The organism is Paenibacillus sp. FSL R5-0345 (genome assembly GCF_000758585.1).
GTDB lineage: Bacteria > Bacillota > Bacilli > Paenibacillales > Paenibacillaceae > Paenibacillus_AQ.
Window position 1 is genome coordinate 608640 of record NZ_CP009281.1, and the last position, 14929, is coordinate 623568.

At 44.9% G+C, this 14929-nt stretch carries 14 protein-coding genes; 10 read left to right on the forward strand and 4 right to left on the reverse strand.

What is annotated here, in order from left to right; translation table 11 throughout:
• Nucleotides 1-78: 78 nt before the first annotated feature.
• Nucleotides 79-546, reverse strand: a complete 468-nt coding sequence (locus tag R50345_RS02785; RefSeq protein WP_042123913.1) for a MarR family winged helix-turn-helix transcriptional regulator — start codon at nt 544-546, stop codon at nt 79-81.
• A 344-nt stretch (nt 547-890) separates the two neighbouring features.
• Between R50345_RS02785 and R50345_RS02790 the strand changes: the two genes are divergently transcribed.
• The 3 genes from R50345_RS02790 to R50345_RS02800 all read left to right on the forward strand — a co-directional run bounded on the left by R50345_RS02790 (nt 891) and on the right by R50345_RS02800 (nt 4436).
• Nucleotides 891-2234 carry an MFS transporter gene (locus tag R50345_RS02790; RefSeq protein ID WP_042123915.1) on the forward strand — a complete coding sequence of 448 codons (1344 nt, stop codon included), beginning with the start codon at nt 891-893 and terminating at the stop codon, nt 2232-2234.
• A 193-nt stretch (nt 2235-2427) separates the two neighbouring features.
• Entirely contained in the window at nt 2428-3177 is a 750-nt protein-coding gene (locus R50345_RS02795) for an ABC transporter ATP-binding protein (RefSeq protein WP_042123917.1), read from the forward strand.
• A complete protein-coding gene (locus R50345_RS02800; RefSeq protein WP_042123919.1) occupies nt 3174-4436 on the forward strand; it encodes an ABC transporter permease in 1263 nt (420 codons plus the stop codon). Before R50345_RS02795 ends, R50345_RS02800 begins: the two co-directional genes overlap by 4 nt.
• Nucleotides 4437-4503: 67 nt before the next feature.
• Here R50345_RS02800 and R50345_RS02805 read toward each other — a convergent pair whose 3' ends face one another.
• Entirely contained in the window at nt 4504-5772 is a 1269-nt protein-coding gene (locus R50345_RS02805) for a BaiN/RdsA family NAD(P)/FAD-dependent oxidoreductase (RefSeq protein ID WP_042123921.1), read from the reverse strand.
• Between the two features lie 178 nt (nt 5773-5950).
• Between R50345_RS02805 and R50345_RS02810 the strand changes: the two genes are divergently transcribed.
• From R50345_RS02810 to nadE, 3 genes are all read left to right on the forward strand, one after another.
• On the forward strand, nt 5951-7672 hold the full coding sequence (locus R50345_RS02810) for a two-component system sensor histidine kinase NtrB (protein ID WP_052414442.1): 1722 nt from the start codon (nt 5951-5953) through the stop codon (nt 7670-7672).
• Between the two features lie 116 nt (nt 7673-7788).
• Complete coding sequence (locus R50345_RS02815) at nt 7789-8223, forward strand: BrxA/BrxB family bacilliredoxin (RefSeq protein WP_042123923.1); 435 nt, start codon at nt 7789-7791, stop codon at nt 8221-8223.
• A gap of 169 nt (nt 8224-8392) precedes the next feature.
• Nucleotides 8393-9202 (forward strand): NAD(+) synthase, encoded by an 810-nt coding sequence (gene nadE / locus R50345_RS02820; protein WP_042123925.1) that lies wholly within the window; start codon nt 8393-8395, stop codon nt 9200-9202.
• A 120-nt stretch (nt 9203-9322) separates the two neighbouring features.
• Here the strand turns inward: nadE and R50345_RS02825 are convergent, their stop codons facing one another.
• The gene (locus tag R50345_RS02825; RefSeq protein WP_042123927.1) at nt 9323-10144 is read right to left on the reverse strand and encodes an alpha/beta hydrolase; all 822 of its coding nucleotides are present in this window, start codon (nt 10142-10144) and stop codon (nt 9323-9325) included.
• Nucleotides 10145-10352: 208 nt separating this feature from the next.
• On the opposite strand from R50345_RS02825, the gene acpS reads away from it, so the two are divergent.
• Both acpS and mutY read left to right on the forward strand, forming a co-directional pair.
• A complete protein-coding gene (gene acpS / locus R50345_RS02830) occupies nt 10353-10751 on the forward strand; it encodes a holo-ACP synthase (RefSeq protein WP_042123929.1) in 399 nt (132 codons plus the stop codon).
• Between the two features lie 145 nt (nt 10752-10896).
• Nucleotides 10897-12180 (forward strand): A/G-specific adenine glycosylase, encoded by a 1284-nt coding sequence (gene mutY / locus R50345_RS02835; protein ID WP_042131817.1) that lies wholly within the window; start codon nt 10897-10899, stop codon nt 12178-12180.
• Between the two features lie 419 nt (nt 12181-12599).
• Here mutY and R50345_RS02840 read toward each other — a convergent pair whose 3' ends face one another.
• Nucleotides 12600-13208, reverse strand: a complete 609-nt coding sequence (locus R50345_RS02840; protein ID WP_042123931.1) for a superoxide dismutase — start codon at nt 13206-13208, stop codon at nt 12600-12602.
• A 480-nt stretch (nt 13209-13688) separates the two neighbouring features.
• On the opposite strand from R50345_RS02840, the gene R50345_RS02845 reads away from it, so the two are divergent.
• Nucleotides 13689-14108: a GNAT family N-acetyltransferase gene (locus tag R50345_RS02845; protein WP_042123932.1), complete on the forward strand. Its 420-nt coding sequence runs from the start codon at nt 13689-13691 to the stop codon at nt 14106-14108.
• Nucleotides 14109-14298: 190 nt separating this feature from the next.
• Nucleotides 14299-14907: a signal peptidase I gene (gene lepB / locus R50345_RS02850; protein ID WP_042123934.1), complete on the forward strand. Its 609-nt coding sequence runs from the start codon at nt 14299-14301 to the stop codon at nt 14905-14907.
• Nucleotides 14908-14929: the final 22 nt, after the last annotated feature.

The window sequence follows — 14929 nt, forward strand, 5'->3', positions numbered from 1 at the left end:
CATTTGCCGGTCGGGCTTCTTCGTGTGAAAACAGCTTGTCTAACAAATATGAAGTGAAAAGCAGCCTAGACGCTAGTTCTACTTACGGGGAAGAGGGGAAAGCTTCTCAGCTTGCAGGCCCATCTTCTTGAGCAGAGTGATCATTTGTTCCTTCTCTTCATCATTCAGTCCACTGAATGCAAGATGAAGACGCTCTGAGTATTTCGGATACATCTCATTCATGAGACGTTCGCCTTCCGCTGTCAGTTCTGCGAAAATCACACGACGATCACTTGGACAAGGCTTGCGTTGCAAATAGCCACGTTCTTCGAGCTTGTCGATCACGTAAGTCACGTTACCGCTTTGTAGCAGCAGTTTAGCACCAATTTGTTGAATGGGCTGTGGTCCCTTATAGTACAACACTTCCATGACGGCAAAGGCAGTAGGATTAAAACCTTCAATTTTGCTGCCGGTAACAGCATGCTCATTAATACTCTTGAATGATTTGGCAAATACCCGGTACAAATGTAGTGTTAATTGTGTATCACGTTCATAAGATTGTATCATGCTTCTCCACCCTCTATCGTTAATCATGTGAACTCGTCGCACGTCTGTAATCATATTAATTAGTGCACGGTTTACCTGTGCAACGAACTTTGAGATAACAATAGAATACGTGAAAGATTGAATGAAGAACATGTGATTTGTCACAATGAGCAACTTTTAATTATTAAAAATCAAACAATTTTTTGAAGATGTTGAAATTGAATGTTTTTTGACCTCAGTCTCTGATAGGATCTCAATTTCATCCCCCGGTTCAAGTACTATTTACGCCTCCAGACGGATGAATGACAATCTCCAATATTTTACTATTATTTCATTGAGAAATAGTAACGGGGAGTGAAGTGAAGATGGAGGAACATCGAATTCATGATTTAAAAGAAAGTAAGCTAACCGCAAATAAGCCGTTCATGCTGCTTATCGCCGCACAGCTTGTATCGAATGTAGGAGACTGGTTGCATATCCTTGCGCTACTGACAATGGTAGGGTTCAAATGGAATGCTACACCGTGGGAAATTACGGCTATATCTTTATGTATGGCTGTACCTCTGTTGTTAGGAGGCCCCTTTGCTGGTTATTTAAGTGATCGTTTCAACCGAAAGGCACTAATGATTGGTTCGGATATAGCACGTTCGGCGATTGTGATTTGCTTAGTATTTGCAGGCTCGCTGTGGCAAGTCTATGTGCTGCTACTGGCAAAAGGATGTATGGATGTGCTTTTCTCACCGGCCAAAAGCGGAAAGATTAAGGAACTTGTTCCCGCGGCCCAGATGGATAAAGCGATGGCGCTTAGTTCATCTATAGAACAGATAACCAAAATTGTGGGGCCCGCTCTCGGGGGATTGTTGGTGGCAGCCTTCGGAATAGCTGCTTGTTACATGATTGACTCTGCTACTTTCATTTTATCGGCGATCATTTTGGTTGGATTACCGCGAATAGCTGCGGTGAAGAAGGAGAATGCAGAAGCAAGCACAGGGGAAACTGAGGTGCGTAAATCCTTCCGCCAAGAAATGTCCGCGGGTCTGCAGGTGATCGCAGGAATGCCTGTGGTGCTCTGTGGAATTGTTACGTTGGTACTGGTACTGTTAATGCTGCAGATCGGTGACTCTCAGATTGTAACGTTATTCCGGGAAATTCCAGGTGTAAACGGTGATTTGCTGGGGTGGTGTGTAGCAGCCAGTGGCCTTGGAACCTTATTATCAGCGCTGTTTGTGAGCCGTGTAGGCAGTGGCAAGCATCCGCTCATCTTTATGGGATTAGGGGCTGTAATCATGGGAGCTGTCTTCTCGAGTGCAGGGATCGTAACTGCTCACGGTCAGGCAGGAATCTGGATGAACATTGCTTTGTTTGGGTCCTTCATGTTTGCCGGTGTGGGTGCAGGACTAGCGTTTATACCCTTTAATTCGATGCTCCAGCAACGGACACCTGCAGAATACACGGGACGTGTGTTTGGGACCATAGGCAGTCTGACAAGCGCGGCCGTCATTCTAGGACCTGTAGCCGGTGGAGCTTTAGTGACAGCATCAGGTCCAGTGTCTGCCTTTATTCTATCTGGTCTGCTTACAGGAGTGCTGGGGCTGGGGTTGTTAATGCTGCGTGGCAAAATTGAGCGCAGGGATGAGGCGGCTATCAAGCAGCTGGAGGGAGCAGCAGCGACGAATAACATGGATCTTGTAGGACAGACCTCCCTTTAATGGGAGGTTTCTTTTGTTCGCTATTGAGCAGGGCTTAAGTTATTATTGTGAAAAAAGCAGCTTGATTATTTTCAGGAAAAATATATAGTACGATTAGATAAGTTTCGATTGCCTCTGTTGACCATTCGAATATCATTCATATACGTTATAGAGAATGCAATCTATAATAGTATTTATTAGAAGTATCTAGGAGATGGAGAATATGGAAAAAGAAGAAACAATAGTGGATACCGAGAGCTATGACGACATTGTACTCGATGTTGAGATCGATGAAGCTGGCTATGAGGCGGGAGATCCTTGCATATTCGATATTTCTTTTCAGGTGAAGCGAGGGCAGTTGCTCGGACTGATCGGACCTAATGGTGCTGGAAAGAGTACAACCATTAAGACCCTGCTTGGTTTGCTGAAGAATACCAAGGCTAAGGTGTCTTTTAGCGGAGTTAATAAATCTTACGCTTATGTACCGGAACAGCCTGTGTTTTATGAGGATTTGACGTTGTGGGAGCATTTGGATTTAGCAGCCGCTGCTTATGGACTGAAGTATGAACAGTTCGAAGAAACTGCAGAAGGGTTGCTGAAGCAGTTTGGTATGGGCCATGTACGCAATGATCTTCCAGCCGGGTTCTCAAAGGGCATGAAACAAAAAATGATGCTAATGCTTGGTTTTTTGGTACAGCCAGATGTTTATATTGTGGACGAGCCGTTTATCGGTCTAGATCCTCGCGCCACTAAAGATTTCTTGCGACTTCTGGAAGCAGAGCGGAAGCGAGGGGCAGGTGTATTAATGTCTACGCATGTACTGGATACTGCAGAGAAGATATGCGATGATTTCGTACTGATCTCCGGGGGAAGGGTTGCCGCCTCGGGAACACTCGAAGATATACGTGATTATGCTGGACTGCCGGAGGCGTCGTTGTTTGATTGCTTCGACGAACTGACATGAGTAAGCAGGGACAGCGGACGTTTGCTTTTTCTAACTCCAAACAACTATTCAGACGGAGGCTATTCTCTCATTGGCGTGAGCAATCCGCTATTATTCGTACAGCGGCTGATTGGACCGTTCTCTTATATATTCTTATTCCCGGGGGATTGCTGGGAGGGCGTTTGTATTATGGTTTCTGGAATGAGGCGCTACCGGCTTGGAGTGTGAATCTGCCGTTTATGTTCATTCCTTCATTATTAGTGCTCCTGATCTGCAATGGGGGATTGGTGCTATTATTGCAGGAAGGGGACCTATTATTTCTTAGACAACGGCAGCGATGGATTAATACGATCGTATTTCGCGGATTGCTCTACAGCCTGTTTGTAACCTCGCTTAAATTCTGTGTTGCTTTTGCACTGCTATTGCCCTTTCTGATTCGGGGATTTGAAATGACTTCATTTGAGGTATGGTCGCTCTTCGCTCTGACCTTGGCGTGCAGCTGGTGTGTTAAGCTACTTGGGCATCTTGTAAAAGTACAGAAGCAAGGTTGGCGGCGCTGGTTGTGGCTATTCCTGGCAATCTCCGTCCCAAATGCTATTTATTTCAGAGTAGCTAGCCTTTGGAATGATCGCCCGCTCTTCATATTGCTGAGTGCGGTTGTATTTACAGTCGTTGCGATTATCGCTTTCCGTTGGCGCTTATTGATGCGCGGGACATTTATGAACGATGTGCGCGAAGACTACAAGCAGCGGATGAAGATTGCAGCCATTCTGCTCCGCAATGTTCTGGATAAACCTCGTCCGACTCGTCATAAGCCGTGGATTTTCCGGAAGTCACAGCCTTTGCTTAAATCAAAGACTGCCGAGAGCCGTTTCTCTGCGGCAGCGATTAAGGCACTCGTACGGAATCCGGCCCATTTGAAGCTCTACTTAGCTTTTACAGCCGTGTCCGCCGTAGCGATTCTTATTATTCCATCGGGTTTCAAATGGCTGGGATTTGTAGTGTTAACATCACTCATGACTTTTTGGCTGTTCTCGTTCTGGTCGTTGTTTGTTGGTGATGATTACATTGGGATACTACCGTTTACGAAAGAACAAAAGGCTGAAGCGGGGATGCATGCGGTCCCTATTCTATTGCTTCCCTTTACAATGGTTTCCTCCGCACTAATCTGTCTCTCTTTGTATGGATGGTGGGGGATCATCCTGTTTGTTCCGGTTGGATACATGGTAGGACTCTTTATTAGCAGAATATTTGGTACGTTCCGTTTAGGGAAAGAATGATAGATAGACATAAAAACAGCGTGAATTGAGAAGCCTCTCAAATCACGCTGTTTTTAGTTGCGTCGTTTTAGTTAAGTCTTAGATCTGCGGCATGTTTGCCTGCTGTATAACCGGTAGAGAAGGCAGCTGTTATATTGTAGCCACCGGTATAGCCATGGATATCAAGCACCTCACCGCAGAAGAATAGTCCTTGCATAAGCTTAGATTCCATTCTTTTGGGATCGATCTCCTTCAGATTTACCCCGCCTCCGGTAACAAAGGCCTCGGACAGGGAACGGGTACCGTGAACATAGACGGGCATCCGTTTCAAGATACCTGCTAGAGTAAGCAACCCATTCTTGGATACATGATGGCCCGTTATATCTCCATCTAGGTCAGCTTTAGCTAATAAGAGAGGGATGAGACGTTCTGGCAGCAGCCCCTTCAACGAGTTGCGGATCGCTTTCTTCGGTTCCTGCTCCAACTTGTCCTGCACCATAGCTTCCACTTCTTGTGCGTTCAGATCAGGGAAGAGGTCGATGGACATCTCGACAGTGTCTGTGCCGGATTTACGTTGGACTTGTCTCAGAAATTGACTGCACCGCAGAGCAATTGGTCCCGATAATCCAAAATGAGTGAAAATCATATCTCCACGATGAGAGATAACCTTCTTTCCTTTAGGATTCCAAACAGTAAGTGCCACATCGCGCAGCGACAATCCTTGCAGCTCACCGGATTTAATCCACTCTTCCCGTGAAATAATCGGTACCTCTGTCGGGAACAGCTCAGTAATGGTGTGGCCTGCGGCTTCCGCCCAAGGATACCCATCTCCAGTAGAGCCGGTCTGAGGCACGGACTTCCCGCCGGTGGCGATGATGACAGCAGCAGTGGAGATCGTTTTACCCGAGCTCAGCTGAACGCCCTTAACAGTCCCCTCTGCATATATTACATGTGAGACAGGACTGTCCGTCATTATCTGCACGCCAAGACTTCGTACTTTGTTAATTAAGGCGGAGACGACGCTGGAGGCCTTATCGGAAACTGGAAACATCCGTCCGTTGTCTTCTTCCTTTAATGCAATGCCTAAGCCTTCAAAAAAGGCAATGATATCTTGATTATTAAAATGGTCGAAGGCGCTATACAAGAAACGCCCGTTTCCGGGAATATGGGAGATCAACTCATCTCTCTCCTTGACGTTCGTTACATTGCAGCGTCCACCACCAGATATCCCAAGCTTTCTTCCTAGCTTAGCTCCTTTATCAATCAGTAGTACGGATGCCCCGTGTTCTGCTGCAGCCACGCTTGCCATTAATCCTGAAGGGCCGCCACCTATGACGATCACATCGTAGTTGCTCATGAAATTTTACTCCTTTACATGTTAAGACACGGGTATTGCTCCGTGTTTTCCTAACGGAATCATACCATTCTGACTCTCATGTAACCAGTCTTCTCCTTCTGCTTAGTGATTATCGTTGTCAGGAGAGTAAACCTGTGCTTTAATCTAGACATGTAGGGGAATTTGTCCATTTTGGGGTGTGATTGTAATTATTGGCGCAATCAAGGATATATTTTTGCAAATATCGGCAGCATGCTCCTTTCTTTTTCTAATTCAATGGTGGGTAGACCAAGGGCTTGTGGCTCGAAAAAAAGGTAGTTTCCCAGATAATCAAACTTTTTTGGTTATGGCTTGTACATTAAGCCTTATTCTGTGCACTCTACTTTCGACGACTTTATTCGGTATTGCTTATTTGAATTTAGGGATGATCCCTGCTTATATCGGTATTTTATATGGAACTGTACGTTCAGGTATTTTGCTGTCCATCTTTTTGCTCGTCTGTAATATATTCATCGCAGAGCCGACAGGAATAAGTAATATGATATTAAATTCAGGAATATTATTATATCCGTTGCTGTTTGGGCTAGCTAAGCCTTTTAAGAAAGGCACAGTGGTAGAGAAGATAGGGATGTTATGGATGGTTCTTTGTCCGAATATGTTATTCATTGCACTTGTACCTATTATAGGCGGTAAAAATATATATGAGTCTAATTCTAGCGAGTCACTTTTGATTACTTTGTATCTGTTTTTCACCATCGCACTTGGTGGTATTTTTGTTTATTTTGTTGAAATGGTCTGGAGTAGATGGCGGGCTAAGGTACATATGGAAACTAAAAGTGATAATTTTCAGTGGGAGTCTGAGAAGCTGCAGCAGATTACAAACGTAGTCCCTATTAGTATTATGTCTCTGGATGATTACGGAGTCGTGACCGAACTAAATGACTGTATGTTGGGTATGATAAGAACTCATTATCCTCATTTGAGAAGAGAGGATATCATTAACAAGCCAGTGAGGGCATTTTTTAATGGTTCGGTGGATGCTGAGGCATATAAGCGTGTAGGGGATAACATCCGCGAAAAACGACGTTCCCATGAGCGAATGATTCATGAGTCGCGAGTTTATCAAATTTATTCAGCACCGCTAGTGAATACCAACACAGCATTATCTGGTGGGGTTGTACTCATTGCGCAGGACATTACGGATGAAGTGAAACTCCGCTCAGAGCTGGATCATGTAGAACGTCTAAGCTTAGTAGGACAGATGGCTGCTGGAATTACCCATGAGATTCGTAATCCTATGGCGGTAGTTCGTGGATTTTTGCAGCTGATGAGAGAAAAGAGTTCGGATGATTTGGATTCTTATTATCAGATCGTGTTAGAGGAGCTGGATCGGGCGAATAGTATTATTAACGATTTCCTATCACTGGCCCAGAGCCGGATTTCAGATAAAGAGAAGGTGCTATTGCATCGTATTATAGAAGAAATCAGTCCGCTGCTGTGGGCGGATGCTAATCTTCGCGGTCAAAGTGTTGAGCTAAAGCTGAACGCATCCATTCATGAAATGGAATTAAATGTTCGGGAAATAAAACAGCTCATCCTTAATTTAGGACGAAACGGCATGGAAGCTATGGGACCCAAGGGAATTCTAACACTGGAAACACACAGTACTCAGGATAAAGTGGAGCTGATTGTAAGGGACAGGGGAATCGGCATGTCGGAAAGTCAACGAGAGAAGTTGTTTTCACCCTTTTTCACAACAAAAAGGGAGGGAACGGGTCTAGGTTTATCCTTGTGTCTCAGTATTGTGGAGCGACATAACGGAAAAATAAATGTAGAGTCTGTAGAAGGAGAGGGTACAGTGTTTACCATCTCATTCCCTTTAGTAAAGGAAGAATATAGCGGAGCCACGCTTACGGATTGAATCAGGTTACTGTAGCATCTCTTGCTTTCACAGAGTATGAATGTATAATAAAGTTAGTAAGTACTGCTGTAATGTTATCTGACAAAACAGTAATTAGTGAAGGAGAGTGCAGAGAAATGTCCATGTCTTTTAATCAATATATGAGAGATTCAATTCAGCCTATGCGTGATGACCTTACAAGCATTGGGTTTCAGGAGCTTATGACTCCAGAAGAGGTGGAAGCCACTCTTCCTACTGCAAAAGGTACGGCACTTGTAGTTGTGAATTCGGTCTGTGGTTGTGCCGCTGGACAATGTCGTCCTGGTGTAGCTGAGGCACTGCAAAATGAGATTACTCCGGATCACTTGTTCACAGTGTTTGCAGGTCAAGAGAAAGAAGCCACTGCTAAAGCACGTGAATATTTTGCTCCTTATCCGCCGTCTTCCCCTTCCATCGCATTGATGAAGGATGGAGAGCTCGTTCATTTTATTGAACGTCATAGTGTTGAGAATCGTTCGGCTGCTGAAATTTCTGCTGAATTGAAAGAAGTCTTTGAACGTTTTTGCCAGTAAAAAAAGTTATTCCATATAATCTCGCATCAGTCGGTAATTCGGCTGTTGCGGGATTTTTCAAAATATAAGAGCGATAATGGGATAGAATATACTTAGAAGCATAGTGCTTCACTTGGTATGGATATTTTGATGGATATGGAACCATTTCTGATGGAACGGGGTGTGGTTTGTGAGTTTACAGAAAGAAATTATTGCTGATCTTGGCGTGAAGCCAACGATTGATGTAGAAGCAGAGGTTCGTAAACGAGTTGATTTTTTAAAGTCGTACGTGCTCAAGGCAGGTGCCAAAGGATTATTGATCGCTATTAGCGGCGGGGTGGACAGCGCGGTAGCAGCAGGTCTATGTAAGCAGGCTACGGACGAGCTGTCAGCACAGGAAGGCACAGAGTATATTACGCTTGGCGTATTCCAGCCATATGGTGTTCAAGAGGATATCCAGCACAGTTACGATGTCGCTAAAGCTTTTAATCTGACCCATACAGTGGAGACTAATATTGAGGAAGCTGTAAATGAAATTGCGCTTGAGGTTGAACATGGTCTGAAGTCCTTGGGACAACATCGCCATATGACGCATCAAGGCAAGGGTAATGTTAAAGCAAGAACACGTATGGTTATGCAATATGCGCTCTCTTTTGAGAACAATCTGATTGTAGTTGGAACGGATCATGCTTCTGAGGCTATTACGGGTTTCTACACCAAGTGGGGGGATGGGGCAGTAGATATTACACCTCTATCCACGCTTAACAAACGTCAGGTTCGTCAATTAGCTGCTCATATCGGTGTACCTGCGGATATTGTCACTAAAGCACCTACGGCAGGCTTATGGCCGGGGCAGACGGATGAAACCGAGCTGGGGATTACTTATGATGATAATAGCGATTATCTGGAAGGCAAACAGGTTAACCCTGAGGTAGCGGAGAAACTCGAGAATTATTATCGGAGAACGGCGCATAAGCGCAATGTCATTCCTGGAATTTAAGAATAGGTTGAACTAGAAACCGTCACAGGGACTGCGTAGTTGCAGAACTTGTGGCGGTTTTTAACATATCAGAAATAGTATTTGGGGTCCCCTTGGGAGATTGGTAGACTATAAGAAGAATTAGTCGGCAAGCGTCTGAGTGATAAAATTAATGGTTGCAGCAATAGCAAGCTCCAATTGTGGAGTGGTTCCAGCAAAAGGATGCACAGTGCAGAAGGTATGATTTCCCTCAGGAATCTGCACCCAGTTAATATCCGGTCGAAGTATGGTGAGTAGTTCAGACCCTTGCCGGAGGTGTGCGCCATCCTGACTGCCTTGAATAAGGACTACCGGGAAGGAAGCTGTCTTCATGCGCTCAAGGATGTTATAGCGCTCTTTATGGTTCTCCATATCTTCTAAAATAACAGCATCCAGCGGCATTTGTTGGCCGGTACGTCCATTAAGGACATGGGTACGTCCGGTTTCCTTCATCTCCTGCTTTTGTTCTTCCGTCAACAAATCGAGCTTCGTAACCCCGTTCCAGGAGATGACTCCTCTAACTTCATCGGGATGGTCAAGCGTATAGACCAGACTTATTCCCCCTCCAAGACTATGCCCAAGAAGGAATAATGGCAGGCTGCCAAATTTCGGGTGCTGGCTAAGATAGGACAACAGTATTTCCATGTCCTTCAGCTCACGACGAAAAGTGTTGCGGGCGAATTTCTCAAGCTCAGTAAAATGCAGCAGATCCTCTCCAATTCCAGCATGAGAGAAATTGAAGGTGATCACTTCATGATCTTGGCTGAGAGCAGTGGCTATGTAAGGAAACATCCCCCAATCTTTGAAGCCCTTGTAACCGTGTGCAATAACGATAAGACTCTTAGGCACGCCTTGAGCAGGAAAATGCGAGCAGCGGATTACAGCGTCTTCACCAGCTGGTATTTCGAAATTACGATGCTGCATAGGGTAATCCCCTCTTTCTAATATATAAATGAAGTAAATCAGTAAGTCCATCACGAAGGCGCCTGAATGGACTTCCAAAGCATTTTCTTTTAAGATAGCAGAAAGAATCTTATAGGACTATAATTTAAAATTGAAATGAATGACCTGTATAATGATCATACCATTATTGAAGTAATATAGGATACACGTCCATAAGGAGCGTGAAATTTTGATTTACGGAATCGGACATGATGTGTTAGAAATTGAACGAATCTCAGAAGTAATGCGTAGGGGACAGGGGAAAAAATTTAATCAGCGCATCCTAACGGAGCAAGAGTACCAACTTGCCGAGCAACGAGGCGGGAGGTTGGCGGAGTTCGTAGCCGGGCGCTTTGCTGCCAAGGAAGCCGTTGTGAAGGCTTTAGGCTGCGGCATCGGCAATATAGTTGGTTTTCACGATATTGAGATATTACCTGACCCTAAAGGTAAGCCAGAAGTAATCTTATCATGTGAAGCCTGGGGTAGACTGGATCTACCTGAAGGGCAGAAGTATACCATTCATCTTACGATAACACATGGCCGTGATTTGGCTTCAGCTTTTGCAGTAGTAGAGGGGCTAGGTTCATGAATTGAACCATGATTATAGAAGGGCAAGGAGAATTACAATGAAACAACGAGAACGACAGGATTTACAGGAACGAGAAGAAGGACAAGAAGGACAAGAATTAAAAGAGAGACAAGAAAAACAAGACCAGTGTGAACGCAAAGATCAGATGGATTTAAAGGAAGAACAAGATAAACAAGATCAGGAGCTGCGGGAGGCCAAGCAATATTTCAGTTATCATTTGCTGAAGTGGTATCAAGGGCAGAAGCGGGATTTGCCATGGCGCAGGCATCGCAATCCTTATTATATTTGGATTTCCGAGATCATGCTGCAGCAGACAAGGGTAGATACGGTGATCCCTTATTTTAATCGTTTTATTGAACGCTTTCCGACGGTGGAGTCCCTCGCTGACGCCCCTGAGGAGGATGTACTTAAGTGCTGGGAAGGCTTGGGTTATTATTCTCGAGCACGTAATATACAGCATGCAGCCAAGCAGGTAAAAGAGCTATATGGTGGGCAGGTGCCGAACGATCGCGAGGCGGTATTCAGCTTAAAGGGAGTGGGACCTTACACTGCTGGGGCTATTCTCAGTATCGCGTTTAATCGGCCAGAGCCAGCGGTAGATGGTAATGTGATGCGGGTGCTGTCTCGATATTTCCTCATCGAGGATGATATCGCCAAGGGACCCACCCGCGTGAAGATGGAGCGCCTGGCGGCTGAGCTGATCCCGGAGGGAGAAGCTGCATCGTTTAATCAGGCGCTTATGGAGCTTGGGGCGCTCGTATGCACCCCGAAATCACCGAGCTGCTTAACCTGCCCGGTGATGGAGCATTGCGCTGCGCGCCTGGCGGGCTGCGAGACTTCGCTGCCCGTCAAGACCAAGGCCAAGCCGCCGCGCCCAGAGGAGCGGCTGGCGGCCTTAATCGAGGGCCGCGGTGCCCACGCGGGCCAAGTACTCATCCGGCAGCGGCCACAAAGCGGGCTGTTAGCCCGCATGTGGGAGCTGCCGCATTGGCAGGCGCCGCCAGCAGAAGGCGGCGCCAAGAGCGCGCGGCTGCCGGAGGCCGCGGCGCTGGACCGGCTGCGCCGGTCACTGCGGCAGGCCGGGATCTCCGCCCGGCCTGAGGAGCACTGGATGGCTGCTGAGCATATCTTCAGCCATATTGTGTGGACCCTGCAGGTGTATCGCTGCAGGGAGGAGGACGCCCTTCCGCTGCCGATGGCGGCAGAAGGACGAGCAGTGTATAACACGGATGCGGGGCTGTTCCCAGAGATGGACAGCAGCATACCCGTAGAGAGATTCGAGGACGGTAACGCTAGTCCTGAGGACGGCGGAGCTGTACGCTGGATTAGCCGTAAAGATATGGCTAATTATGCGTTCCCTAATGTCTTCTTGAAGCTGCTGAATCTTTATTTCGATGAGCAGGAAGAGCAGGCGAAAGCGGGGAAGTAGAGAGTGTTTTTGATGTAGAAGTATGGGAATAAGCAAAGTATGGAATGGACTATGCTAACATCTATTTGGTTCTGTTGTTTTATGAATTCAAGAGTGATCAAAATTTGTTTTTAGGGAATTCTTCCCTGAAATCATGCCCTTTTCGCCTGTTTTTAATCATTTTAGGGAAAACCTCCCTAAAATATCGGTGAATATCTTATTTATGCTCCAGAACCGCTGGTTTTTAGGGAGGTTTTCCCTTATTACTAATGTTTATGGAGCATATCGCTGAATTTTAGGGAGTTATTCCCCAATTATAGTAAGACAGGGACTCTGCCCAGTAGAGCAACATAAAAAAAGGTATTCCACAGCCTATTCGGCTAGGGAATACCTTTTTTAATTAGGCTATTAAGCTACAAGCTCAAGCCGAATTTAATTCCTTATTTCGCGCTTTCGTAACGTTTGCCAACTTCTTCCCAGTTTACTACGTTCCAGAACGCTTTGATGTAATCAGGGCGTTTGTTTTGGTAGTTCAGGTAGTAAGCGTGCTCCCATACATCGAGTCCGAGGATTGGAGTAGCACCTTCGCTGATTGGGTTGTCTTGGTTAGGTGTGCTTGTTACTGCCAGTTTGCCATCTTTAACAACTAGCCAAGCCCAGCCGCTGCCGAAACGAGTAGTTGCTGCTGCTGCGAAATCTTCTTTGAATTTTTCAAATCCGCCCAGCTCGCTATCAATAGCTGCTGCAAGAGCGCCAGTTGGTGCGCCACCGCCGTTTGGTCCGATAACTTCCCAGAAAAGGGTGTGGTTAGCGTGTCCGCCACCATTGTTACGAACAGCAGTACGGATAGCTTCTGGTACAGCGTTCAGATCTGTAAGAAGTTCTTCGATGCTTTTGCCTTGCAATTCAGGTGCCTTTTCCAAAGCTGCGTTCAGATTAGTCACATATGTGTTATGGTGTCTGTCATGGTGAATTTCCATCGTTAGTGCGTCGATGTGTGGTTCAAGTGCGTTGTTTGCGTAAGGAAGTGCTGGTAATTGAAATGCCATGGAAAAATCCCTCCTGAGTATATTAGAATTTTGTATAGATAAAGAACTTCGGCGGTTTATCGTCAAAATTCTTTATTGTTGATATGTACTATAGGGTATCGCCCAATAGGATACTTTAATTAAACAGTATCTGGATCAATAATGCAACACTAAACAAACATAAATGTTTATAAAGTATGATTGGAATGTAAACAGAAATGTCAATTGTATTTAAAATGTAAAAAGCAAGAGTCTTCACCCTATAGACATAACTCTTTATAATTACCCTTATAATGAAACAATGAATCTAACTCAAAATGTAAACGCTTGATATTAAGCGCTTTCAAAAGAAAAGTGATGATATCGCGAGAAAAGTGTGCTTTAATAGATTTAAAAGCAGGTATTCCTCGGTATTTGATGCTTTTTTTTATTTTCTCAATGTTAAGGGAACCCCTTCTTTTTGTTAAATTCATAAGCCATAGACAAGGGAGATTTTAAAGAATGCACGTTCGTTCCTTTCAATTAAGCGACGTTAGCCCTGTGACTGATTTGCTGCAAACTGCATTATCGGAAGAATGTTTCGAGAACACTATCGAGCCTTTCTCCAGGCAGCTTTCATGGGATTCCGATCTCATTGTAGTTGCGGAAGATGAAGAAGAGATTGTTGGAGCACTGATTGGTACGATTGAGAAAAACCACGGTTGTTATTTCCGGATTGCTGTACATCCTGATTATCGCCGCAGAGGAGTCGGAAGAAGTCTGGTATCGGCTATGGAATCCAGGTTTCAAGCTCGTAAAGTTAGTGGTATCTTTGTAGCCGTCGATGAGCATAATTCTTTTGCATTGCCATTGTACGAAGCTATGGGATATAACGAGAATCAAATTTTTAAATCTGTCCGGAAGCTGAGCATTGTTGGGTAATTTTGATCATCCATATGCGTAAGCGGAAACATTTACTAAATAAAGAACTATAGTTGATGATATAGTCTGTTTCATTCATACTCAAGCGTATTTTCCAGAAGTCCATTACTAATGGCTGGGAGATATGCTTTTTTATTGTTATAATATCTGCAAGTATAAACATCAATAATCGAGAATAAGAGGTGACATATTGAGCCAGGAGCCCCAAGTAGAGTTCATGCGTAATCGGAAGCAAAGACATAGATCCTCCAGATCAAAAAAAAGCTTTGGAGGTCGAGTGGTAGCGGAATTGAAGGATTGGTTGCTTACAGCGGTAATTGTTTTTGCGGTGATGTCGGTTCTTAATATTTTTGTATTTAATATATCAACGGTTAAAGGTCAGTCTATGCAGCCAACGCTTTTGGAAGGTGAGAGGCTTTTTATTAATAAGCTTTCATTGATATTTGTAAACCCGAAACACGGGGATGTCGTCATTCTTCATGATCCGAGCACGGGGCCCAGTCGTAAGGACTTTTTAGTGAAGCGAGTCATCGGTATACCTGGGGATATCATAGAAGTGAAGGATCACCAGTTATATGTGAATGGAAAAATAGTGAATGAGCCGTATATAGATACCGAAATTGAAGACCCTGATTTCGCGGCGTTAACTGTGGAGAGCGGAAGCTATTTTGTCATGGGAGATAACCGGCATGCTTCAGCAAGCAAGGACAGTCGTTATTTCGGATCTATCCCACAGGACATGATTGTAGGCAGAGCGGATTATATTTGGTGGCCGCTGTCTAAACTGAAAGGACTATAAGGAATTTATAGATTATTAGTAA